General features: G+C 54.1%; 22 protein-coding genes. 10 read left to right on the top strand and 12 right to left on the bottom strand.

Annotated elements, in window-relative coordinates; translation table 11 throughout:
- Positions 1-160 precede the first annotated feature (160 nt).
- Complete coding sequence (gene htpX, locus AC6I77_RS10300) at positions 161-1,042, top strand: protease HtpX (protein ID WP_003852678.1); 882 nt, start codon at positions 161-163, stop codon at positions 1,040-1,042.
- Between the two features lie 352 nt (positions 1,043-1,394).
- Here the strand turns inward: htpX and AC6I77_RS10295 are convergent, their stop codons facing one another.
- A complete protein-coding gene (locus AC6I77_RS10295; protein ID WP_008925327.1) occupies positions 1,395-2,765 on the bottom strand; it encodes an MFS transporter in 1,371 nt (456 codons plus the stop codon).
- A gap of 187 nt (positions 2,766-2,952) precedes the next feature.
- Between AC6I77_RS10295 and kdgR the strand changes: the two genes are divergently transcribed.
- Complete coding sequence (kdgR, locus tag AC6I77_RS10290; RefSeq protein ID WP_003852680.1) at positions 2,953-3,744, top strand: DNA-binding transcriptional regulator KdgR; 792 nt, start codon at positions 2,953-2,955, stop codon at positions 3,742-3,744.
- A gap of 30 nt (positions 3,745-3,774) precedes the next feature.
- Here the strand turns inward: kdgR and AC6I77_RS10285 are convergent, their stop codons facing one another.
- Positions 3,775-4,011 (bottom strand): YobH family protein, encoded by a 237-nt coding sequence (locus AC6I77_RS10285; RefSeq protein WP_003852681.1) that lies wholly within the window; start codon positions 4,009-4,011, stop codon positions 3,775-3,777.
- 202 nt (positions 4,012-4,213) lie between these two features.
- Between AC6I77_RS10285 and AC6I77_RS10280 the strand changes: the two genes are divergently transcribed.
- The 4 genes from AC6I77_RS10280 (at position 4,214) to rlmA (ending at position 7,313) form a co-directional block, all read left to right on the top strand.
- Positions 4,214-4,486 (top strand): YebO family protein, encoded by a 273-nt coding sequence (locus AC6I77_RS10280; RefSeq protein ID WP_008925326.1) that lies wholly within the window; start codon positions 4,214-4,216, stop codon positions 4,484-4,486.
- An 18-nt stretch (positions 4,487-4,504) separates the two neighbouring features.
- The gene (locus AC6I77_RS10275) at positions 4,505-5,515 is read left to right on the top strand and encodes an MBL fold metallo-hydrolase (protein ID WP_008925325.1); all 1,011 of its coding nucleotides are present in this window, start codon (positions 4,505-4,507) and stop codon (positions 5,513-5,515) included.
- Between the two features lie 641 nt (positions 5,516-6,156).
- The gene (gene cspE / locus AC6I77_RS10270; RefSeq protein WP_003852684.1) at positions 6,157-6,366 is read left to right on the top strand and encodes a transcription antiterminator/RNA stability regulator CspE; all 210 of its coding nucleotides are present in this window, start codon (positions 6,157-6,159) and stop codon (positions 6,364-6,366) included.
- Between the two features lie 137 nt (positions 6,367-6,503).
- Positions 6,504-7,313, top strand: coding sequence for a 23S rRNA (guanine(745)-N(1))-methyltransferase (gene rlmA, locus AC6I77_RS10265; protein WP_497816856.1), 810 nt, complete (start codon positions 6,504-6,506; stop codon positions 7,311-7,313).
- On the opposite strand, the gene AC6I77_RS10260 is transcribed toward rlmA, so the two are convergent.
- From AC6I77_RS10260 to manX, 4 genes are all read right to left on the bottom strand, one after another.
- Positions 7,310-7,768, bottom strand: a complete 459-nt coding sequence (locus AC6I77_RS10260) for a DUF986 family protein (RefSeq protein WP_003852686.1) — start codon at positions 7,766-7,768, stop codon at positions 7,310-7,312. The two genes, rlmA and AC6I77_RS10260, sit on opposite strands and share 4 nt — an antisense overlap.
- A 91-nt stretch (positions 7,769-7,859) precedes the next feature.
- Positions 7,860-8,705, bottom strand: a complete 846-nt coding sequence (locus AC6I77_RS10255; protein WP_003852687.1) for a PTS mannose transporter subunit IID — start codon at positions 8,703-8,705, stop codon at positions 7,860-7,862.
- A gap of 15 nt (positions 8,706-8,720) precedes the next feature.
- Positions 8,721-9,521: a PTS mannose/fructose/sorbose transporter subunit IIC gene (locus tag AC6I77_RS10250; protein WP_033743088.1), complete on the bottom strand. Its 801-nt coding sequence runs from the start codon at positions 9,519-9,521 to the stop codon at positions 8,721-8,723.
- A 63-nt stretch (positions 9,522-9,584) separates the two neighbouring features.
- Positions 9,585-10,547, bottom strand: coding sequence for a PTS mannose transporter subunit IIAB (gene manX, locus AC6I77_RS10245; protein ID WP_497816855.1), 963 nt, complete (start codon positions 10,545-10,547; stop codon positions 9,585-9,587).
- A gap of 509 nt (positions 10,548-11,056) precedes the next feature.
- On the opposite strand from manX, the gene AC6I77_RS10240 reads away from it, so the two are divergent.
- Positions 11,057-12,637, top strand: coding sequence for a TerC family protein (locus AC6I77_RS10240; RefSeq protein ID WP_003852691.1), 1,581 nt, complete (start codon positions 11,057-11,059; stop codon positions 12,635-12,637).
- Between the two features lie 89 nt (positions 12,638-12,726).
- Here the strand turns inward: AC6I77_RS10240 and pdeD are convergent, their stop codons facing one another.
- The 4 genes from pdeD to pabB form a co-directional block, all read right to left on the bottom strand.
- The gene (gene pdeD, locus AC6I77_RS10235) at positions 12,727-14,289 is read right to left on the bottom strand and encodes a cyclic di-3',5'-guanosine monophosphate phosphodiesterase PdeD (protein ID WP_110411356.1); all 1,563 of its coding nucleotides are present in this window, start codon (positions 14,287-14,289) and stop codon (positions 12,727-12,729) included.
- 225 nt (positions 14,290-14,514) lie between these two features.
- Positions 14,515-15,879 carry an L-serine ammonia-lyase gene (locus tag AC6I77_RS10230; protein ID WP_039660076.1) on the bottom strand — a complete coding sequence of 455 codons (1,365 nt, stop codon included), beginning with the start codon at positions 15,877-15,879 and terminating at the stop codon, positions 14,515-14,517.
- A 184-nt stretch (positions 15,880-16,063) separates the two neighbouring features.
- Positions 16,064-16,627 carry a CoA pyrophosphatase gene (locus AC6I77_RS10225; protein ID WP_003852695.1) on the bottom strand — a complete coding sequence of 188 codons (564 nt, stop codon included), beginning with the start codon at positions 16,625-16,627 and terminating at the stop codon, positions 16,064-16,066.
- On the bottom strand, positions 16,611-17,990 hold the full coding sequence (gene pabB, locus AC6I77_RS10220) for an aminodeoxychorismate synthase component 1 (RefSeq protein ID WP_140915461.1): 1,380 nt from the start codon (positions 17,988-17,990) through the stop codon (positions 16,611-16,613). Before pabB ends, AC6I77_RS10225 begins: the two co-directional genes overlap by 17 nt.
- A gap of 110 nt (positions 17,991-18,100) precedes the next feature.
- Between pabB and AC6I77_RS10215 the strand changes: the two genes are divergently transcribed.
- Positions 18,101-18,295, top strand: coding sequence for a YoaH family protein (locus AC6I77_RS10215; protein ID WP_003852697.1), 195 nt, complete (start codon positions 18,101-18,103; stop codon positions 18,293-18,295).
- 12 nt (positions 18,296-18,307) lie between these two features.
- Here the strand turns inward: AC6I77_RS10215 and AC6I77_RS10210 are convergent, their stop codons facing one another.
- Together AC6I77_RS10210 and AC6I77_RS10205 are read right to left on the bottom strand one after the other, a co-directional pair.
- Positions 18,308-18,652, bottom strand: coding sequence for a RidA family protein (locus AC6I77_RS10210; RefSeq protein ID WP_003852699.1), 345 nt, complete (start codon positions 18,650-18,652; stop codon positions 18,308-18,310).
- Positions 18,653-18,719: 67 nt separating this feature from the next.
- Positions 18,720-19,079, bottom strand: coding sequence for a hypothetical protein (locus AC6I77_RS10205; RefSeq protein WP_105099121.1), 360 nt, complete (start codon positions 19,077-19,079; stop codon positions 18,720-18,722).
- A gap of 341 nt (positions 19,080-19,420) precedes the next feature.
- On the opposite strand from AC6I77_RS10205, the gene AC6I77_RS10200 reads away from it, so the two are divergent.
- Both AC6I77_RS10200 and yoaA read left to right on the top strand, forming a co-directional pair.
- A complete protein-coding gene (locus tag AC6I77_RS10200) occupies positions 19,421-19,588 on the top strand; it encodes a hypothetical protein (protein ID WP_003852701.1) in 168 nt (55 codons plus the stop codon).
- A 781-nt stretch (positions 19,589-20,369) separates the two neighbouring features.
- Positions 20,370-22,286 (top strand): DNA repair helicase YoaA, encoded by a 1,917-nt coding sequence (yoaA, locus tag AC6I77_RS10195; RefSeq protein ID WP_008925318.1) that lies wholly within the window; start codon positions 20,370-20,372, stop codon positions 22,284-22,286.
- The last annotated feature ends 14 nt before the right edge of the window (positions 22,287-22,300 follow it).

Genomic DNA, 22,300 nt, shown 5'->3' with positions numbered 1-22,300 from the left:
AGAAGCCGCCTGCAGGCTGGGTTGCTCATCAGGCGTGTCAGAATGTAAAGTTATGTCTTTTTAGGCACTTAAACGTTAAGGTTGCTTGAAAAGCAGCCCAATGCCCATAGGATATGGATCCGCGTATAGGCGCGTGAACTACTGAGGAAGATTAACAAAAATGATGCGTATTGCTCTTTTCCTGATGACCAACCTGGCTGTGATGTTGGTATTCGGGCTGATTCTCAGCCTGACAGGGATCCAGTCAAGCAGTGTTCAGGGCCTGATGATCATGGCAGGCCTGTTTGGCTTCGGCGGTGCGTTTGTTTCACTGCTGATGTCGAAGTGGATGGCGCTGCGATCGGTTGGCGGTGAAGTGATTGAACAGCCACGCAACGAAACCGAGCGCTGGCTGGTGGATACTATTGGCCGTCAGGCCCAGCAGGCGGGCATTGCGATGCCACAGGTCGCAATCTATCACGCACCTGACATCAACGCCTTTGCGACCGGCGCACGACGTAACGCCTCACTGGTTGCTGTCTCAACCGGTCTGCTGCAAAACATGAGCCGTGATGAAGCGGAAGCGGTACTGGCACACGAAGTGTCGCACATCGCTAATGGCGACATGATCACCATGACGCTAATCCAGGGCGTGGTGAACACCTTTGTGATTTTCGTTTCACGCATTCTGGCGCAGATCGCGGCAGGCTTTATGTCCGGCAACCGTGATGGTGAGGAGAGCAGCAACGGCAATCCGCTGGTCTACTTTGCGGTGTCGATGGTGCTGGAACTGGTGTTTGGTATTCTCGCCAGCATCATTACCATGTGGTTCTCCCGTCACCGTGAGTTCCATGCCGATGCCGGTTCAGCGAAGCTGGTTGGTCGTGAGAAGATGATTGCGGCGTTACAGCGTCTGAAAACCAGCTATGAACCGCAGGAGCCGAGCAGCATGATGGCGTTCTGCATCAACGGCAAAGGCAAATCATTCAGTGAGCTGTTTATGTCGCATCCGCCGTTAGATAAGCGTATTGAAGCACTGCGCAGCGGTCAGTATCTGAAGTAGCACTAAGCAGAGCAAATAAGGCGACCCGCGGGTCGCCTTTTCTGTTTTAGAAATCAGCATCAGATTGAATCTGACAGCAATATCTTAGCTCCAGTATCTTAGCTCAAAGAGCAGGGAACCCAGAGAGAGGAGGATAACGTCCCGACGCCTGTACAAAAACGCCGGGAGCGTTTTTAAACAACGCAAAGCGTTGGCCCGTTTATGGGCACACATCAGGGATGAGGTGCGTAATCGTGTGGGACGACCGTCATGGATGACAGTAGTTTTTCCGATCTGTCTGGGCTCCCTGTGCAGACCCGGCCTTACAGCCAATCGGTTCACATGCTGTAAGGCGTTCGCTTTTTCGCTGCCATCAGGCGCGGGTCTGCGTCATGCGCGACACGCTCACCAGCGCCGCCACGGCGGCAAAGCTGCCCGCCAGCAGCAGCGAAACGTGCGTGCCACGCTCATCAAACAGATTAAACATCAGCGCAACCAGCGCAGCACCCATACTCTGACCCAGCAGGCGCGCGGTACCCAGCATGCCGCTGGCAGCGCCGCTGCGGTTACGTGGAGCAGAGGTGACAATTGTGTGGTTGTTAGGTGACTGGAACAGCCCAAAACCGGCACCGCACAGCATCATGCGCCAGATAATATCACCATCGCCAGGGTTTGCTGGCAGCCAGGCGAGCAGGAACAGTCCCAGGGCGAACATCGCCAGCCCGATTCCTCCCAGCAGCCCGGCATGCACCCGCTCAATCAGCCGGCCGGCTATTGGCGCAAACACCATGGTCGCCAGCGGCCAGGGCGTCAGAAGTAAACCGGTTGCCACCTCATCACGCTGCAGGACGTTTTGCAGGAAGAAGGGCAGTGAGACCATCGCCAGCATCTGCGCGCAGAAGGAGCAGACCGACGTGCCCATCGACAGGCTGAAAATGGGGATACGCAACAGATCAACCGGCAGCAGCGGCACCGCCATGTTTAACTGACGACGAATAAAGAACCAGCCTGTCACCAACAGAACAACGACCTCCGACAGCACCAGCAGATGACTCTGACCCTGCGCAAAACCGCTCAATGCGGAGATGATCAGACCAAAGAACAGGGCATTCATGATCGCGCTGGGCACATCAAATTTCTGTGCGGTGGCTTTTTGCGGATTATCGGGCAGTGTGCGCAGCGCCAGCCACAGTGCAATAGCACCCAGCGGGACGTTAATCAGAAACAGCCATTTCCAGCTCGCCACTGACAGAATCGCAGCCGCTACTGTCGGGCCTGCCGCGGTCGACACCGCCACCACCAGCGAGTTAATTGCCATGCCGCGTCCCAGATAGCGCTGGGGATAAATAATGCGTATCAACGCAGTGTTCACACTCATCAGCGCGGCGCCACCTAACCCCTGCAGCACGCGGGCAAAGGTCAGCATGGTTAGCGTGGTCGAGAAGGCGCAGAACAGCGAGGTGGCAATAAACAGCGCCAGGCCGGCCTGGTAGACGCGCCGATAGCCCAGCATATCGCCCAGAAACGAGAGCGACAGCAGCGAGACGATAATCGCAATCTGATAGGCATTCACTATCCAGATTGACTGCGCCGGGCTTGCATTGAGTTCACGCGAAATGGTCGGCAGGGCGACGTTGGCAATCGCGCCATCCAGCACCGCCATGGTCAGCCCGATAGCGATTGTGGCAATAGCCATATAGCGCTGACGGCCTGGTAATCCATCCTGCGGAGGAGAAAGAGTCATAAGTTAATTACTAAAGAGGGTGAATATCATCATGCTAATGAAATTAACGCTGAAATGCAGCGATCGAACGGATAAAAAACTGTCTTAAAATATGACGCATGGGTTAAAGCATTGCTGCCATGCTGCGCCTCACTCTATACTGACTATCCGTTCCATTTTTTTTGAAACAGGTTTAATAAGGTGCGCGATGTCCATTGGTGAAAATGATAAACAGCCTGATTCGGTCTCTTCTGTTCTTAAAGTGTTTGGCATTTTGCAGGCGCTGGGCGAAGAGCGCGATCATGGTATTACTGAGCTCGCGCAGCGCGTCATGATGTCAAAAAGCACCGTCTACCGTTTTCTGCAGACCATGAAGTCGCTGGGCTATGTCACGCAGGAAGGCGAGAGCGAGAAGTACTCACTGACGCTGAAGCTGTTTGAGCTGGGTGCAAAAGCATTACAGAACGTTGATTTAATCCGCAGCGCGGATGTGCAGATGCGTGAGTTGTCGCGTCTGACCAAAGAGACGATTCATCTGGGCGCGCTGGAAGAGGACAGTATTGTCTACATCCACAAAATCGACTCGCTCTATAACCTGCGTATGTATTCACGCATTGGTCGTCGTAATCCGCTGCATACCACTGCGATCGGTAAAGTGCTGCTGGCCTGGCGCGACCGAAGCGAAGTGGAGGAGATTCTACGGGATGTGGAGTTTAAACGTAGCACGGCCAATACGCTGTTAAGCGCGGAGGCGTTGATTACGACGCTGGATCAGGTCAGAGCGCAGGGTTATGGTGAGGATAATGAAGAACAGGAAGAGGGATTGCGCTGCCTCGCCGTGCCGGTATTCGACCGATTTGGCGTGGTGATTGCGGGACTCAGTATCTCTTTTCCCACCATTCGTTTTTCAGAAGATGCCCGTCAGGATTACGTGGCCATGCTGCATCGTGCGGCGCGCACGCTTTCATCAGAGATGGGCTATCACGACTACCCGTTCTGAAAACAGCGGGCCATCCGGCCCGCCATACTACTAGTTATCGATCACTTCTCCGCTTTTCTTCAGCAACGGGCAATCCGTTACGCCCACTACACCACTGTCAGTGTGCAGATACTGCGCGCTGATCACGCCGCGAGCGGTCAGATAACTGCATTGCAGGCCAAGTCCGGCTGCATTTTTAGTGCTGCCGGTTAATACGCCATAGCCGGTAAACAGCATCGCCAGCCAGATCACCGCTAGCAAGCCTATCGTGCGAATCAACAGTTTCATTATGTCTCCTTGTGAAAGATAACTCAGCGCACAACCTGGTGCTGCCGGTTATGATGATATCAGCATGCCTCGGTTTTCAGGCAGGATCGATCAGAGATAACTGAAACGGCAAAATCTGCATTGACGTGATCCCCATTATCTTTTGTGATGGCTAAAGGTAGAATAGGGGGTTGGCGTTTTCACTTTGTTTTATGAGGCAGTTATGAATGAGTTAGCCGCAAATCCGGGACCGCTGGTCAGTTATGGCCTGATGGTCATTATTTTAATTGTGGCGTTTATTGCCTGGTTCTTTGTTAACCGGGCCAGCGTTCGCGCCGGAGAGCAAATTCACTTACTGGCGTCGTTGCTGGAAGAGCAGAAGAAACAGAACCAGTTGCTGCGCCGTCTGATTGAGATGCAGCCCGTCTCCGAGGTCAAAAAAACCGATGAAGATGCGGAGAAACGGGACTTTATCCGGTTAATTCCGGAACGTTAATCACAGCAGAGAGGCAGGATGGCCTGGAAAAATCCGTGGTATGACAGCAGTAAAGCGCACCATACGCCCGAGGGGTTCTGTAGTCCAGAACCGGAGCAGCGCCAGCCAGGCGATCTGCAGCGCTGGCGCAGAGAGCGTAAGGCTCAGGGGCTGCCGCATCCTCCACAGCAGGGCTATGCGGCGTTCACCGATCAATGGTGGCAGCCAGCCGACATCCGCGGCAGTGACGATCGCATCTGGTGGCTGGGGCATGCTGCCGTGCTGTTGCGGCTGAACGAGCAATATATCCTGATCGATCCTGCACTCGGCTCACGCGCTTCGCCGTTCTCATTTGCCGGACCACAGCGAAAAACACCTGCGCCGCTCAGTATCGCTGATCTGCCGCGTCTGGATGTGGTGCTGATTTCTCATAACCATTACGATCATCTTGATCGGACGACCGTTAAAGCTATTGTCCGGCGTTTCCCTCAGGCAACCTTTATTGTGCCGCTGGGTCTGGCTAAGTGGTGCAGGGCGCGGGGCGTGAAACAGGTGCATCAGCTCGACTGGTGGCAGCAGACTGCGGTCAATGGCCTCTGTTTTGATGCCGTTCCGGCACGTCACTGGAGCATGAGAACGCTACGCGATCGAAACCGTTCGCTCTGGTGCGGCTGGGTTGTGCGGTCTGCCTCCGTACGTTTCTGGTTTTCGGGCGACAGCGGTTATAGCGACAGCCTGCTGGACATTCCGGGCAGACTGGGGCCGTTCAACCTGGCCGCTTTGCCGATTGGCGCCTATGCACCTGAATGGTTCATGGCAAGCCAGCATATGAATCCCGATCAGGCGGTGGCGCTGTGGCAGGCAGCCGGCAGGCCGTTAACGCTGCCGATCCACTGGGGTGTGTACGAACTGGCCGATGAGTCACTGGATGCGCCACCAAAAGAACTGGCAGATGCGCTGCTGCGGGCAAACGAGCGAAACGACGGCTTCACGCCCTGGCGAATAGGTGAAAGCCGAAGGCTGAATAATGACGCCCAGGAATTATCCTAAACCCTGATGGATAAATAAAAGCCAGTACTTTTTTATCTGATATCAATTTTTCAAATCGAAAGTTAAATTATTAATAAGAAAAATTGTCTTCGATGCTTTTATTTGACGCAAGGCTAATGTGTTACTCATGGTTTTGGTGCAAAAAAATGTTGTTTGTACAAAAATAAACAGCGGTGTACAGGATTGACGTCAGATTTCTGATATCTTCAACCGTTACCGCTTCGCTTAATCATTCTGCAATTGCCATATTTGTGAAATATTAATTTCTTATGGTATCCATCGAATTCATACTGGCAGCCGCAACGTGGCACCGCGCTGGCCGGGCAGGGGCCTTATTCGTGCAGACATGTGTAAACCCACCTGACAGGCAATGTGAGCCTTTTGGCAAATATGTGCACAGGCTCTCTGAGCCCCTAAAAATGGCTTGCCATTATTTTTAGGATATGTGATAACAATTCCTGAGTTAAACGAGGTACAGTTCTGTTTATGCATGGCATCTTCAGTAAAGAAGTACGAGTAAAGACGTTGACGTTGAATACCGCTTCCTTGCCGAACCTTAATTAGTGCCTCATGCAGTAATGTCTCTGGTTTTTCTGTATGACAGCCTTCGGGCTAAATAAACATCTAAAGGAATTTGCAAAATGGCAAAGATTAAAGGTCAGGTTAAGTGGTTCAACGAGTCTAAAGGTTTTGGTTTTATCACCCCTGCTGACGGCAGCAAAGATGTGTTCGTACACTTCTCTGCTATCCAGGGCAATGGTTTCAAAACCCTGGCTGAAGGCCAGAGCGTTGAGTTCGAAATTCAGGACGGCCAGAAAGGCCCGGCAGCAGTTAACGTAACTGCTATCTGATTCGACTCCGCCTCGGTGCGTCGCACCCTGACACGGAATCTCAAAGCCCTGGCTTCTCAGCCGGGGCTTTCTTTATGCTTCCGATGCGTAAACGATAAGGTTACACTGCGCCGCGTTATCTGATGCCGGAGCACCTTATGTCCCTGATTTGCCCTCTTTGCCACTCACCTCTGACCTTCACAAACCGCAGCTGGTGCTGTGAAAATCGCCATCAGTTTGATCAGGCGAAAGAAGGCTACGTCAATTTGCTGCCCGTTCAGCACAAACGCTCACGGGAGCCAGGTGACAGTGCAGAGATGATGCAGGCACGGCGGACGTTTCTTGAGGCAGGCTACTACCAACCGCTTCGTGATCAGGTGGTCAGCCTGCTCAGCCCGGCACTGACCCAGCCGGCGTGCAAAATTCTTGATATAGGCTGTGGCGAAGGCTACTACACCACCGCACTGGCTGAGGCGGCAGGCGGAGAGGCACAGATTTATGGGCTGGATGTTGCCCGAATGGCAATCCGTCTGGCGGCAAAGCGCTATCCTGCGGTGCGCTTCTGCGTCGCCTCCAGCCAGCGCTTACCCTTTGCCGATCAGGCCCTGGATGCGGTGGTACGCATCTACGCCCCCTGCAATGAAGCAGAACTGGCACGCGTGCTGAAGCCGGGTGGCCTGGTATTGACGGTCACACCTGGCCCGCATCATCTGCAACAGTTTAAAGCGCTGATTTACCGCGAAGTGCAGTTGCATGTGCCGGAGCAGAAAGCGTACCCCGGATTCACGCAGGTGACACAGCAGGCGCTGCGTTACCCGATGGCATTAACCGGCGCAGCGGCGACAACCCTGTTGCAGATGACGCCATTCGCCTGGCGGGCGCGGGAGGAGGTCTGGCAAACGCTGCAGCAGAGCGAGCAGTTCAGCTGCGATGCCGACTTTAGCCTGACGATGTGGCAGCGCGACTAACGCGCTTCTACCAGGGTGTTGTAGATGCGCTCCAGATCGTCGAGTTGCTGCACCGCGATCAGCAGTCGACGCTGTTCAAGCTGAATCACCAGAATGCCATCCTCAGAGAGATTCATCCCCTGAATCCGCCGGTAATCGATCCAGACACCGGCGTAAAACAATCCATCATTCTTCATCAGTAGCGTAGGTTTTCGCAGCCAGAAGAGCCAGAACGCCAGAAAACTCAGCATCATCAGCAGAGAGGTGGTGAGCTGCGGGCCGTGATGACTGACGTTGTTCCACAGCAAAATCAGCAGCAGACCGATAAAAATCAGGCTGTCGAGTTTATGCTGCCTGCGCAGCGTGACCCTTAAGCGGGTGGGGCCATGCCGACGCGGCAGAATCGCCTCATGGTAAACGGCAAACCCCATCAGGGCGGCGATACAACACGCAATCAACGCGTCAGTTAAAGACATCACATCTACCTCAAACAGGGTGAGCTCAGCCGGTTGTGGCTCAGCTCACCACGCTTAAAAGCCGGGAGCGCAGGCTCCCGGCCGGGTGAAATTACAGACCGAGCAGGCCGATCCAGTAACCAAAGATACCGATGGCGAAGAAGCCGACGATAATCCACAGCGCGTTCACTTTACGACGCAACAGCCACATACAGCCAAAGGTCAGCAGCAGCGGCACCACGCCCGGCATCAGTTGATCAAGGATCGACTGAACCGTGGTGACGGTGGTTTTACCAGTGGAGTCGGTGATGCGCGAGACGACCAGCGGGATGTTAACGTGCGTCCACTTGTTGACCAGCGCCCCCATGACAAACAGGCCCAGAATCGAGGCGCCCTCCGTGAGCTTCTGCAGAAAACCGCCGCCCATGTCGCTGACAATGTCGATTCCTTTACGATAGCCATACGCCACGCCGTAGTAGCGGGTTAGCAGACGCGCCAGGTTAAACAGCACAAAGAACAGCAACGGCCCCAGCAGACTGCCGCTCATTGCGATACCGGCACCCAGCGCGGCAAACACCGGACGTACCGTGCCCCAGAAGATCGGGTCGCCGACACCGGCCAGCGGTCCCATCAGGCCGACTTTCAGGCCGTTAATCGCCGCATCGTCGATGGGTGCGCCGTTGGCACGCTGCTCTTCCATCGCCATGGTGACGCCCAGTACCGGCGCGGCCACATAAGGATGGGTGTTAAAGAACTCCAGATGACGCTTTATTGCCTGCTTACGCTCATCGTTGTTCTCCGGATAGAGACGGCGGATCACCGGCACCATAGAGAAGCAGAAGCCCAGCGCCTGCATACGTTCAAAGTTCCATGAGCCCTGGAACAGGTTCGAGCGCATAAAGACGGCGCGAACATCTCCGGCTGTCAGTTTCTTTTCGACTTTCGTAATATCAACCATGTGCTCACCTGTTCCTTAATCGAGTTCGTTATCAAGATCGTTTGCGGTTGCTGCACCATTGGGTGCGCCTGCTACACGGTTGTATTTCGGGCTGAGCTGGATGTAGAGCACGGCCATGACCACGCCAATCACGCCCAGCGCCACCAGGTTAAAGTTGGTAAACGCCGCGGTGACGAAGCCGAGATAGAAGAACGGCATCAGGTAGCCTGCGCGCATCATGTTGATGACCATCGCGTAACCGACGACCACAATCATGCCACCCGCGATATTCAGACCGTTGGTGACGACTTCAGGGATAGAACTGAGCAGGGCGTGAACCGCACTGGTGCCGACCGAAATCGCCACAATCAGCGCCGGAATAGCGATACGCATCGCCTGCAACAACAGGGCAGAGACATGGATCCAGGAGATGGCCGTGAGGTTACCTTTTTCGGCGGCTTTATCAGCTGCGTGCTGGAAGGCCACAGTCAGGGTACGCACGATAATGGTCAGCACCTGTCCGGCCGCCGCCAGCGGAATGGCCAGCGCGATACCGGCACCCACACTCTGACCGCCGGCGATCACCAGGATGGTCGAGATAATGGAGGCGAGGGCGGCATCAGGGGCCACGGCGGCACCGATGTTCATCCAGCCCAGTGCAATCATCTCCAGCGTACCCCCGATGATAATGCCGGTTTTCATATCACCCAGCACGATACCAATCAGAGTACAGGCCACCAGCGGTCGGTGAAACTGAAACTCATCCAGAATCGACCCCATACCGGCAATGCAGGCGACAATAAAAATTAAAATAATTTGTAGCGAGGTTATTTCCATCATACTTCTTGTCCTCAGCAGGATAACGACGAGCCCGGAAACGCAGGCGCAGAAGTGCTTCTGTTACGCGTTAACTTTCGCAATCAGATCCATCATTTTCAGTTTCTGGTCACTGGAAACTTTACGCACTTCCAGTTCAATATTGCGTTCGTTGAGTTTTCGGAAGGCGGCAATATCTTTTTCATCAACCGAGATTGCATTATTCACCTGGGTTTTTCCCTGGCGAAATGCCATCCCGCCGATGTTCACCGTTTTAATATCCACACCCTGTTCCACGACGCGCAGAACATCGGTGGGATTGGTAAACAGCAGCATCACGCGATCCTGACCATACTTCGGGTTATTCCACACCCGCACCATTTTATCGACATCCACCACATGGGCTGTCACGCCGGGCGGGGCGACCTGCGTCAGCAGGGTTTTACGCACGTGGTCGTTGGCCACTTCATCACTGACCACGATAATGCGTTGAACGTTGGTCTCTTTCGTCCAGCGTGTCGCGACCTGTCCATGAATCAGACGGTCATCTATGCGCGTCAGTCCGATTTTCATGTGATCGTCAGGTGCCATCGGTTTAGCCGGTTGCGCTGCAGCGGCCGGTTTTACCGCAGCCGGTGCCGGTGCTTCTTCTTTGGCTTTCAGGGCTTTAACCCCTTCACGGCCAGTTTCGACCGCGACGGCGACCAGTTCGTCAAATCCGGGATCGTCATCGCGCGCCATCAGGGTTTCGACCAGCATCGGGATATTGACCCCGGCGATGACCTCATACTGGGGCTTATCGACGACGATACGGCTGGCCGCATTAAACGGGCTGCCACCCCAGGTATCGACTAAAAACAGGACCCCTTTGCTGGTATCCAGTTCTGCCAGTCGTGCATTATATTTTTCAATCAGCGTTTCTGCATTTTCACCAGGGACAAAATCTATCCAGCCGACATTGTCCTGCTCGCCCAACAGCATTTCTGCTGTTTTCAGCAGTTGTTCCGCTGCCCAGCCGTGTGTACCAATTACAATCGCAATGGTCACGTGCTACCTCCGTTCGCTAGAGATGCTCATCTGAGTCAATGAACTGTATTGAGTCATGCTTTGGTTATTGTTTTAACCGGGTGATTCGATTAATCGGTTTAGCGTCGAAAAAACATGGGTTAATGACGTTAAGGCGATAAAGTCGCGATTTATTTTAGTGATCGAAAAAATAAATTATGTGATGTCTGTCAGCTATTCACCCTGTGAAGAGGCGAGTCACCCTTTTTATGCGCCCGATCATCCGCTCTGCAGATTGTAAAAATAAGAAAATTTTTTGACGCAAATCACCGACCTGATACATTAACGTTCTGTTTAATACTCAGGAGTAACGGGCTTCAGCCCACCTTTATGGATCGTCACCGACGTCGCTTAACCTGTTCTTTGCGCCTGCTGGCGCGTCACCCTTCGCCTCGCGGCGTTTTCACCGCTTTCCCGACCACCCGGATGTCACGCTTTGCTGCGCTGATACGCACCGGCTCAATCTGTTCCCTGTTCTGGAGTCATAAATAATGGAATTTTTATTCGACCCCTCAATCTGGGCGGGTTTACTGACGCTCATCGTGCTGGAAATCGTACTCGGCATCGATAATCTGGTGTTTATTGCCATTCTGGCCGACAAACTGCCGCCAAAGCAGCGTGACAAGGCCCGTTTGATTGGCCTGTCGCTGGCACTGATTATGCGTCTGGGCCTGCTGTCACTGATTTCCTGGATGGTGACGCTGACAACACCTCTTTTCAGCGTAGGCGGTTTCAGCTTTGCGGGTCGTGATTTAATTCTGCTGGCGGGTGGTCTGTTCCTGTTATTTAAGGCGACGATGGAGTTGCACGAGAGGCTGGAGAACCGGCAGCTCGACGGATCAGGTAATCGGGGATATGCCAGTTTCTGGGCAGTCGTGACGCAGATTGTGGTGCTGGATGCGGTCTTCTCGCTGGATGCTGTGATTACGGCTGTAGGTATGGTCAACCACCTGCCGGTGATGATGACGGCTGTGGTGATTGCGATGGGTGTGATGCTGCTGGCGTCTAAGCCGTTAACTAACTTCGTTAACGCGCATCCGACCGTGGTGGTGCTCTGTCTGAGCTTCCTGTTAATGATCGGTCTGTCACTGGTAGCAGAAGGCTTCGGCTTCCATATTCCTAAAGGTTATCTCTATGCGGCAATCGGCTTCTCAATTCTGATTGAGATGTTTAACCAGATTGCGCGTCGAAACTTTATCCGCCATCAGTCCAACCGTCCGATGCGTGAACGTACCGCAGAGGCGATTCTGCGCCTGATGGGAGGCCGCAATCGTGCCCAGATGGCCAGTAACAGCAACACCAGCAGCAGCGAAGAGGCTGCGCTGGCGGAAGCGATGCCGCAGGAAGCGTTTAAAGATGAAGAACGTTACATGATTAATGGCGTACTGACCCTGGCGTCACGTTCAATTCGCAGCATCATGACGCCGCGCGGTGAAATCTCTTGGGTTGATGCGAATCGTCCGGTGGATGAGATTCGCGGTCAGCTGCTTGATACCCCCCACAGTCTGTTTCCGGTCTGCCGGGGTGAGCTGGACGAAATTGTCGGCGTAGTGCGCGCTAAAGAGCTGCTGGTGGCGCTGGAGCATGGCGTGGATGTGGCAACCTTTGCGGCCAATAGCCCGACCATTGTGGTGCCGGAGACGCTGGATCCGATTAACCTGCTTGGCGTGCTGCGCCGTGCCAAAGGTAGCTTCGTTATCGTCACCAACGAGTTTGGTGTGGTCCAGGGTTTGATCACGCCACTGGACGTGCTGGAAGCGATCGCGGGTGAATTCCCGGATGAAGATGAAACGCCTGATATTGTGGCGGACGGTGATGGCTGGTTAGTTAAGGGCGGGACCGATCTGCATTCGCTGCAGCAACTGCTCGATTTCCATGAGCTGGTCGATCCGACAGAGGACCACGCCTCGCTGGCCGGTCTGCTGATTGAGCAGAAAGGGCAGTTACCGCTGCCTGGCGATGTAATTGATATCACTCCGCTGCATTTCCAGATCATCGAAGCGACCGACTACCGCATCGATCTGGTGCGTGTCACCAAAGATAAACCGCATGACGAAGATGAAGAGGGTTAATTCTTCACGTTGTTGCTAAGGCGCGGCTGGCATAACCGGCCGCGGTAAATCTTCCCGACAGCCGCTGCTTCAACGTCGCGGCTGTTTTTTTATCTGTGGGTATCGGCCTGGTGCAGTAACAGCCACGCCGGAAAATCCTGCAGCGGCATCGGACGGGCAAAATAGTAACCCTGCAGATGATCCACGCCGCGTTCGCGCAGATAAGCCGCCTGCACAGCCGTTTCCACGCCCTCAGCAACCAGACTGATGTTCAGGCGCTGGGCCAGCGAAATCACCATATCCGTTACCGTCGCGTTGATGGCGTCAGTGCCGATAGCTGCTGTGAAAATTTTGTCTATTTTCAGCACGTCGGGCTGCAGGTCTTTCAGATAGGAGAGTGAACTATGACCGGTGCCGAAGTCATCAATCGCCAGCTGAACGCCGATATCGTGCAGCTGCGTAATGACCGATTGATCTACCACCGGGAGTGCATCCCGCTCGGTGAGCTCCACCATCAGTGTCGGCACTGGCGAGGCGGGCCACCACAGCTTTTGCAGATCTTCAATAATTGCGCCGTCCCGGAAATGACTGGCAGCCACGTTGATAGCGATATGGAAGGCGGGATCCGTGGGCAATAGCGGTAGCTGACTCACCACTTCATTCAGCACAAAGCGCGTCAGCGGCTTGATCAGATTCTGGCGCTCAGCCAGCGGAATAAAAACATCCGGTGCAATCCAGCCCTGACGGGCATTATGCCAGCGCATCAGTATCTCAATACCGTCGCACTGACCACTTTTGCTATTGATCAGTGGCTGGCAATAAACCATAAACTCGCGGGCGGTAATGCCATAACTGATTTGCCAGCTCAGGCTCATGCGATTTGCAGTTGCCAGCCAGACGATATAGCCCATAAGCAGGCTCAGCAGCACTGCCAGCGGCAGCTGTGAGGGTAGCGTTGCCAGCGCCGATCGGGTAGGAGAGGGGCCATAGAGTGTAAGCGTGAATGGATAGCGCAGCGAGCCTTGTTCATAGCTCACCTCATCGTCTGCAGCGACTGTCGACTCGATCAACGGATTACCATACTCCAGGCTCTGTCCGTTAACGTTAAACACGGCGCGTTCAACCCAGGGTAACTGCGGCTCCAGCAGATAATTGCTCATCATTTCGATGTTAATTACCTGCAAAATGCCTGAGCGGTTATCCGGGCTTTTTGGCGTCCACAACATTAAAATCGGTGAGCCTTTGAGAAGATAATCATCGGTTGAGAGGGTCATACGCTCGCCATTATAGGCAAGGTCGGGCCAGGTCTGGCTAAAAGGAATCGCGCGGGGTCCATAAACACTGGAGCAGTAAAGTACATCGTTATCCACCAGCAGAATCGCCCGGAGCGTCTGCAGAGAAGAGATTTTTTCGATGAGTGGAAAACGAACATTGTTGCAGGGTACACCCACGAGGCCCAGCGTATTATTCGCGGAAACTTCCAGCGGCGAAAACATCCGGTCAAACCGCATAATCGCTTTATTGGCGAAATCCATTGCCTGACGTTCAATACGTGACTTTTCTTCAAAATAGCGAAAGGCCAGCGTCAATATCATGACCACGATGGCGATTGAGAATGCTATGAGCAAACGCTTGCGTCTGAATTGTCCAACAAATTGCTGGGCCATAAACATCAGTATCCACCTTCCCAAAAAGCCAGAATAAAGCAAAAAATTACGGGGTTAGTATCGGCACGGCCAGATCAATATTGAGGCCGAAATGCAGAAAAGCGGGTCTGGAAAGCGACGAAAGCCGGACGGTTGCGCGGAAAACACTCTACCGTTAAAACCTGCGCTGAGATAGCGCAGGATGCGGATTTTATTACAGTTGAACGTTATTTAAACATTTAAACGTTTCGTTCAATCACACTGCACTTTAATTGCCAGACCGCCGCGTGAGGTTTCGCGGTATTTAGCGTTCATATCTTTGCCCGTTTCATACATCGTCTCAATAACCTTATCCAGCGAGACGCGAGGTTCGCTGGTACGGCGCAGTGCCATTCGCGCCGCGTTAATGGCTTTAACTGAGGCGATAGCATTGCGCTCAATGCAGGGCACCTGAACCTGACCGGCAACCGGGTCACAGGTTAGTCCCAGGTTGTGCTCCATGCCAATTTCAGCGGCCACGCAGACTTGCTCAGGACTGCCGCCCAGCAACTCGGCCAGACCGGCCGCCGCCATGGAGCAGGCCACACCCACTTCACCCTGGCAACCCACTTCAGCACCGGAAATAGATGCGTTCATTTTGTACAGTACGCCAATGGCGCCGGAGGCAAGGAAATAGCGCAGAAAAATATCGGGGGTTACCGGCTCGATAAAGTGATCGTAATAAGCCAGCACCGCCGGCACGATGCCACAGGCACCGTTTGTTGGTGCGGTGACGACACGACCTCCTGCGGCGTTCTCTTCGTTGACGGCCAGTGCATACATATTAATCCAGTCGATAACAATCATCGGGTCACTAGAGTGCTTAGTGGAGGAGGTCAGGAGGCGACGCAGTGAGGCAGCACGACGTGGCACGCGCAGCGGTCCGGGCAACACACCTTCGGTATTCAGACCGCGATCGATACAGGCCCGCATCGTCTGCCAGATATCGGTGAAATAGGCATAGATCTCATCGCGGCTGTGCAGCGCCAGCTCATTTTTCATCACCAGGCCAGAGAGGGAGAGGCCGGTCTCATGGCAGTGCGCCAGCAGATCTTTAGCGGAATGAAACGGCCATGGCACTGACACTTCATCCAGTGCCGACTGCCCAAAGTGCTCTTCATCAACGATGAAACCGCCGCCAACGGAGTAATAGGTCTTCGACAGAATCAGCAGGTCACCTGCAAACGCCAGCAGACGCAGACCATTTTCATGCAGCGAGAGGTTCTCGCTGCGGAACACCATGCCGCCTTCGCGCGGAAAATCGACTTCATGCGCGCCTTTCGCCAGCAGCAGCCGCTCACGCTGTTCGACATCTTTAATAAACGCGGGTATCGCATCAATATCCACGGTATCGGGCGATTCACCCGCCAGACCCATGATGATCGCGATATCCGTATGATGGCCTTTGCCGGTCAGAGACAGAGAACCATAGACATCTACGGCGATTCGGGTCACCTCCTGAAGCTTTTCCTGTTCGCACAGCAAATCCACAAACTGCTTACCCGCTTTCATCGGGCCGACAGTATGCGAACTCGATGGGCCGATGCCCACTTTGAACATGTCGAAAACACTAATCACAGGTGACACTCCTCACAATTATTCTCAGTCTGCCGGGGCAGTTTATGGCGCCCATAGTAATAGTCATGCACCGGAAAAGAGCGCTTTTTCGCATGAAATAAACTTATCTAAAAAGATAGAAAAAATTATAGCGCAGCCCGGCAGGTCGCTGGCGAGCATCTGTGAAAAAACAGGCAAAAAGGTTTCAGAAGGCGATCTGGGTGCTCAATGAACGGATGATTCCGGCGGTCATGCCCCACACCAGATAATCCTGGTAGCGCGAGAGCCAGACCGGATGGCGTACACCGGCCCGATGCACCTCCAGCGCGCTGTAGCGGCTTAGCTGCAGAGCTTCGGCCAGCGGCATCTCAAAAGCACTGCTGACCTCATCCGGGTTAAGAGTAAGTCGTAAATCGGCCGGAATAATGCCCAGCACGGGCGTGACCTGGAAGCCGGTGCTGCTGGTGACGGCAGGCAGCGCACCCAGTATCTCGACCTGCTGCGGATCGATGCCGACCTCTTCCTGCGCTTCACGGAGTGCTGTGTTGATCAGTGAGGCGTCGGTGTCATCCTGCATCCCGCCGGGAAAGGCGACCTGTCCGGCGTGCTTGCGCAGGGCCTGCGAACGCTGCGTCAGCAACAAACCCGGCTCAGGACGGGCCACAATAGGCACCAGCACCGCAGCATGACGTCCTGAGAGACGCTGGGTGCTGCGGGCGGGTTGCTGCAATAAAAAACGGCTGCGAAAAACATCAATCGTCAGTGCCAACTGAACCTCCTGCCTGCTCAAGTGTCGGTAAGATCCGGCTGACTTTATCGAGCGTTTCCTGATACTCCGCTTCCGGATCGCTGTCAGCCACCAATCCGCCACCGGCAGAGCAGTAGAGTTGCTGGCCTTCGGCGATTAGCGTGCGAATCGTGATGCTGGTATCCATCCGGCCACACAGGCTGATATAGCCGATGCTGCCGCACCAGGCATTGCGGCGCTGCGGTTCCAGCTCATCAATAATCTCCATTGCCCGAATCTTAGGTGCACCGGTTATCGAGCCGCCAGGAAAACAGGCGCGCAGTAAATCAGTGGCCTGCAGGCTGTCAGGTAGCTGCGCCCGCACCGTGCTCACCAGGTGATGCACGGCGGGGAAGGGTTCAACCACAAACAGCTCTGGCACCGTAACCGAACCGGGTCGCGCCACACGGCCAATATCGTTGCGCAGCAAATCAACAATCATCAGATTTTCAGCCCGATCTTTCTCCGCATGGCGCAACGACTCCGCCTGTTGTGCGTCGGCAATCGGGTCGTCACAGCGTGGTCGGGTCCCTTTAATGGGGCGAGTTTCAATCTGCTTGTTATTCAGCGACAGGAAGCGTTCCGGCGACAGGCTGAGAATTGCACTGTCAGGCAGCCGCAGAAACGCGCTGAAGGGTGCGCGGTTAGCCGCATTGAGGAGAGTGAATGCCTGCCACTCATCACCCTGATAACCCGCCTGAAAACGCTGTGCCAGGTTTACCTGATAACAGTCACCGGCCTGAATATAAGCCTGAACGGCGGCAAAGCGCGCGGCGTATTCGGCATAGCTCATATTAGAGCGCCAGCGGCTTGTCAGCGAAAAGGGTACAGTTTCGCGTACAGGCCACTGTGCCAGCCAGGCGGCACGTTCTTCAACATTGCTCAACGCCACGAGCGTCAGGGTTTGCTGATGATGGTCGGCAATCAATGCCCAGTCATAGATTCCTGTGGCCATGTCAGGCGTAGTGAGATCGGCTGCAGCCCGCTGCGGCAGGGACTCAAACCGGCGGCCCAGGTCATAACCAAACAGCCCCAGCGCACCGCCCTGAAACGGCAGCGTCTCGCTGGATGCAGGTGTGACGCCCAGCGCATCACACTGTTGCTGCACCAGCAACAGGGGATCGGCGGTTGATTCGGTTGTACCGGTTGGGTCGCTGAGCGTCGTGATTGCGCCGCGGGTCACCAGGGTGGCGCGGGGATCGGCGGTCAGAAGATCAAAACGGTTGTCACTGTGGCTGGCCTGCGCGGAGGAGAGCAGCATCGCCCAGGGCAGATGGGCAAGGGTGGCGAAACGCTGAGTCAGCGCATCGGGGGTATAATCAAGCGTGAGGGTTTCAACAATCATCGGGCAGACAAATCAGAAAGCTAAGAGGCGGTCAGACTGACATATTTTTTCCTCACTGGCACCTGTTAGTTCCACGTGGGATACTGTCTGACCCAACGCAGGAGTAAAAAATGTTTATTGGATTACCGGCTCTCTCTCATGAGCAACAACAACAGGCCGTCGAACGTATTCAGGCGCTGATGGCAGGCGGACTATCGAGCGGTGAAGCAATCGCCCAGGTGGCGCAGGAAATCCGCGAAAATCACAAGGGCGAACGTATTCGGGCGTTATTCGAAGACGAAGATGACGAAAACGAAGAGGAATAACGCCCGGCAGGTTTAACGTGCAGCAATGATTTTAATTTCGATCTTGTATTTTGGATTTAGCAGACCGGCCTGAACCGTACAGCGCACCGGCGCATTGCCCGGCGAAACCCAGGCATCCCAGGCGCGGTTCATGGCGGGGAAGTCGGCTTTATCTACCAGGAACAGCGTCGCATCCAGAATTTTGCTTTTATCGCTACCGAGCCGGGTCAGAATGGCGTCAATCACCGCCAGCGCATTGGCGGTCTGTGCTTCTGCGTCGGCATCCAGATTTTCGGGCACACTGGTGTAATAGATTGTGTCGTTATGAATGACGGCTTCGGACATACGATGTTCCGGGTCAATGCGGGTAATACTCATCGGTTTCTCCCTGGTTAATTGCGCATTAGCCTGGCACACTCCTGATATCGCTGTCACCTCTTACGCTTTACAGGCAGCGCTCAACAATCGCCTGTCTGTCTGCCATCACGTCCGGGGACATCCGGAAGGTGGTGAAATATTTCACATCAGCACCTTTTCGGCGGGGCGAAACATCCGCAAAAATAGAATCTTCCCAGGTAAAGACGCTGATCTCACTGCCGTTCGGCTGGGTGTGGGTGGTGTTATCCCGTGCAATGACGCTGGTGGTGGACCAGCCGCGATAAATACAGTCGCTGAGCTGAGGGACGGTGCGGGCGCTTTGGCCCTGGAAAACGGGTTGCTGCAGACGAGCCTGATCAGGGGTAGGTGCCTGGCAGCCGCAGAGCAGCAGTACGCCAGCCAGAGATCCGATGCGGACATAATTCATGATGTACCTCCGCCTGAAACAGGCAGTCGGGTTTAGCCATCTGCGAAACATCACCTGAAGGGCAATGTTAAGCCAGTCTCAGCACATCAGCCTACGGGTGCCACATCCCAACAGTAAGCTGATTTAATCATTATAATCCTGCCTTTTGATTACCTGATGTGTTCATTTGCATTTGATAACTGCATCACACTGTGGCGCTAACTGCGCTGACAATGAAGTGTCCTTAATCGCGCCTGCTGTTAGCGCTGACAGGGGATAAGAAACACGGAATTAGGGGAACTGGCGGCTTAAAAATGTTATAAATCAGTCATGAGATTGCGCCACAGGTTGAGGATTAAAGCATGGCGAATACGCAGTATCTTTTTTGGGTAATGGCTGGCGCTCTGACGCTGCTGTTTATTGTTATCGCGGCATTTGTGGGGTTATCCAAAGGCAGTAAGCAGGGATTTGTTACCTTTGCCGTGCTGTTCATCATCATGCTGGCGGGTGCACTGTACCTGCATCATTAGCAAGGTGCGGTTGGGCTGTTTTCAGTCCATTACAGTGAATTCACGTTTGGTTCACATTTCAGGTGGAAAGTGTGCGGCCTCCAGTGAGTGTTAACTATGATCAGTTGAAATAGCAGCCTTGCTATTTATCACCGGAGGTAATTATGTCTGAACGTCCTGATTACGATGAACCGCTGCCAGATGATGCTGAGATCTATCCGGAAGATGAAGAAGAGGATGAGGAAAACGATCCCTTAGAAAAGGATGTTTAGGCGTTTGAAACGGTTGTCTGACGACCTCCATTTCTTCTGAATTCTGACTCACGCCGCAAAACCGTCAGTCGCGCAGTTTTGCGGTTTCTACACCGGTCTCATTGACTCACTTCTGTCCGCGCCTTTTCAGCTTTACCCGGGTTGCTGGAATCTGGCTAAACAACACCCTGGTGATGACCCTCTGACCGCTCGGGTTGTTCAGATAAACTGCCCGGATAAAATCCTTCAGTCATTAGTCTCACTGACATTCGCATCGATGAAAACCTTTAGCGATTCCTGCGCGGATGCACGGCGGTTTATCGCCTTACAGATTAAAAAGCGAATGGAATAAAGTCCCTGTTATTAATTAGCTTATTCAGCAGGGTATTTAATGAAGCGCTAAAATTTCAGGTTTTCTTATCGTACTTTCGGGTCACGTACCGCCGCACCTGAAACGGCTAAAACCTCAACCTGTTGATATTTATCGATTTTGATTTGTTTATCCAATACTGACATAATTACAGTGTTTTTGCCGTTCTTAGAGAGGGTATGTGGCAGACGATTTTGCAGTGGATGGCGCACTGGCGTTGGCGATCGCAGGTTTTAAACCGCGTGAAGCACAACGTGAGATGGCGCAGGCGGTATCTGAAGCCGTAAAACAGCAGGGTGAACTGGTGGTTGAAGCCGGCACCGGCACCGGCAAAACCTATGCTTACCTGGCACCCGCCTTGCGGGCCGGAAAAAAAGTCATTGTCTCCACCGGCTCAAAAGCGCTGCAGGATCAGCTTTATGGCCGCGATCTGCCCACCATGATTAAGGCACTGAAGTTCAAAGGGAAAACGGCCTTGCTGAAAGGGCGCTCTAACTATCTCTGCCTGGAACGCATGGAACAGCAGTCGATGGCCGGTGGTGAGCTCACCGTGCAGGCGCTAACCGATCTGGTGACGCTGCGCAGTTGGTCATCACAGACAAAAGATGGCGACATCAGCAGCTGTGCGGGTGTGACCGAAGATAGCCCGATCTGGCCGCTGGTGACCAGCACCAACGACAACTGCCTGGGCACGGATTGTCCGCGCTATAAAGAGTGTTTTGTGGTCATGGCACGTAAGCGCGCCATGGACGCTGATGTGGTGGTCGTTAACCACCATTTGTTTCTTGCCGACCTGGTGGTAAAAGAGGGGGGCTTTGGCGAATTGATTCCCGAGGCTGATGTGATGATCTTCGATGAAGCCCATCAGTTGCCCGATATCGCCAGCCAGTATTTTGGTCAGCAACTCTCCAGCCGCCAGTTACTCGATCTGGCTAAAGATATTATTACCGCCTACCGCACGGAAGTGCGTGATGCCCAGCAACTGCAGAAATCAGCTGATCGACTGGCGCAATGCGCACAGGATTTCCGCCTGTCATTAGGCGATCCGGGTTATCGCGGTAATTTACGCGAACTGCTGAGCGATAACCAGATACTGCGCATGTTCACCTTGCTGGACGATGCGCTGGAGCTCTGTTACGACGTTATCAAACTCTCGCTGGGTCGTTCAGCTCTGCTGGATGCCGCCTTTGAGCGCGCCGCGCTTTACCGTACCCGCTTAAAACGGTTACGGGCGATTAACGAGCCGGGCTACAGCTACTGGTATGAATGTACGTCGCGTCATTTTATTCTGGCGCTGACGCCGCTCTCGGTCGCTGAACGATTCCGGGAAGTGATGGACAACCGTAAAGCGGCGTGGATCTTCACCTCGGCCACCCTGGCGGTGGATGAAAAAATGGCCCATTTCGCCGAACGACTGGGTGTGAATGCGGCAAAGAGCCTGATTCTGAATAGCCCGTTTGATTTTGCGAAGCAGGCACTGCTCTGCGTGCCGCGCAATCTGCCTGAGCCTAACCGTCCCGGCGGCGCCCGCCAGCTGGCCGCGATGATGAAACCGCTGATCGATGCCAACAAAGGCCGCTGTTTCTTCCTCTGCACATCGCACCTGATGATGCGTGAACTGGCGGCAGAATTTCGCGCCTCAATGACCCTGCCTGTGCTGGTACAGGGTGAAACCAGCAAAGGTCAGTTACTGAAACAGTTCATCGACAAAGGCAACGCCCTGCTGGTGGCGACCAGCAGTTTCTGGGAAGGGGTTGATGTGCGGGGTGATGCGTTGTCGCTGGTTATTATCGATAAACTGCCGTTCACCTCGCCGGAAGATCCCCTGTTAAAAGCCAGAATGGAAGATTGCCGGATTCGTGGCGGCGATCCCTTCACGGATGTGCAGCTACCGGATGCCGTGATCACGCTGAAGCAGGGGGTGGGGCGGTTGATCCGTGATACGGATGATCGGGGTGTGCTGGTGATTTGCGATCAGCGCCTCGTATCGCGTCCTTATGGCGCGTTGTTTCTCAACAGCCTGCCACCTACGCCGCGCACCCGGGACATTGATCGTGCCATCGCCTTTATCCGTCAGCAACCCGAACCAGACGCATAATTTTATGCTAATAT

It is taken from the genome of Pantoea sp. X-Soil-ISGK-259, assembly GCF_059730705.1.
This window is presented reverse-complemented; position numbering and strand designations above follow the sequence as displayed.

What these genes read in the sequence shown, in the direction of transcription:
- AC6I77_RS10200 (WP_003852701.1), top strand. Translation starts at nt 19,421, where the DNA reads ATGGCGAATACGCAGTATCTTTTTTGGGTAATGGCTGGCGCTCTGACG.
- AC6I77_RS10215 (WP_003852697.1), top strand. Translation starts at nt 18,101, where the DNA reads ATGTTTATTGGATTACCGGCTCTCTCTCATGAGCAACAACAACAGGCC.
- AC6I77_RS10240 (WP_003852691.1), top strand. Translation starts at nt 11,057, where the DNA reads ATGGAATTTTTATTCGACCCCTCAATCTGGGCGGGTTTACTGACGCTC.
- AC6I77_RS10275 (WP_008925325.1), top strand. Translation starts at nt 4,505, where the DNA reads ATGGCCTGGAAAAATCCGTGGTATGACAGCAGTAAAGCGCACCATACG.
- AC6I77_RS10210 (WP_003852699.1), bottom strand. Translation starts at nt 18,652, where the DNA reads ATGAGTATTACCCGCATTGACCCGGAACATCGTATGTCCGAAGCCGTC.
- pabB (WP_140915461.1), bottom strand. Translation starts at nt 17,990, where the DNA reads ATGATTGTTGAAACCCTCACGCTTGATTATACCCCCGATGCGCTGACT.
- rlmA (WP_497816856.1), top strand. Translation starts at nt 6,504, where the DNA reads ATGTCCCTGATTTGCCCTCTTTGCCACTCACCTCTGACCTTCACAAAC.
- htpX (WP_003852678.1), top strand. Translation starts at nt 161, where the DNA reads ATGATGCGTATTGCTCTTTTCCTGATGACCAACCTGGCTGTGATGTTG.
- AC6I77_RS10280 (WP_008925326.1), top strand. Translation starts at nt 4,214, where the DNA reads ATGAATGAGTTAGCCGCAAATCCGGGACCGCTGGTCAGTTATGGCCTG.
- AC6I77_RS10255 (WP_003852687.1), bottom strand. Translation starts at nt 8,705, where the DNA reads ATGGTTGATATTACGAAAGTCGAAAAGAAACTGACAGCCGGAGATGTT.
- AC6I77_RS10260 (WP_003852686.1), bottom strand. Translation starts at nt 7,768, where the DNA reads ATGTCTTTAACTGACGCGTTGATTGCGTGTTGTATCGCCGCCCTGATG.
- AC6I77_RS10205 (WP_105099121.1), bottom strand. Translation starts at nt 19,079, where the DNA reads ATGAATTATGTCCGCATCGGATCTCTGGCTGGCGTACTGCTGCTCTGC.
- AC6I77_RS10295 (WP_008925327.1), bottom strand. Translation starts at nt 2,765, where the DNA reads ATGACTCTTTCTCCTCCGCAGGATGGATTACCAGGCCGTCAGCGCTAT.
- AC6I77_RS10250 (WP_033743088.1), bottom strand. Translation starts at nt 9,521, where the DNA reads ATGGAAATAACCTCGCTACAAATTATTTTAATTTTTATTGTCGCCTGC.
- AC6I77_RS10285 (WP_003852681.1), bottom strand. Translation starts at nt 4,011, where the DNA reads ATGAAACTGTTGATTCGCACGATAGGCTTGCTAGCGGTGATCTGGCTG.
- pdeD (WP_110411356.1), bottom strand. Translation starts at nt 14,289, where the DNA reads ATGTTTATGGCCCAGCAATTTGTTGGACAATTCAGACGCAAGCGTTTG.
- cspE (WP_003852684.1), top strand. Translation starts at nt 6,157, where the DNA reads ATGGCAAAGATTAAAGGTCAGGTTAAGTGGTTCAACGAGTCTAAAGGT.
- kdgR (WP_003852680.1), top strand. Translation starts at nt 2,953, where the DNA reads ATGTCCATTGGTGAAAATGATAAACAGCCTGATTCGGTCTCTTCTGTT.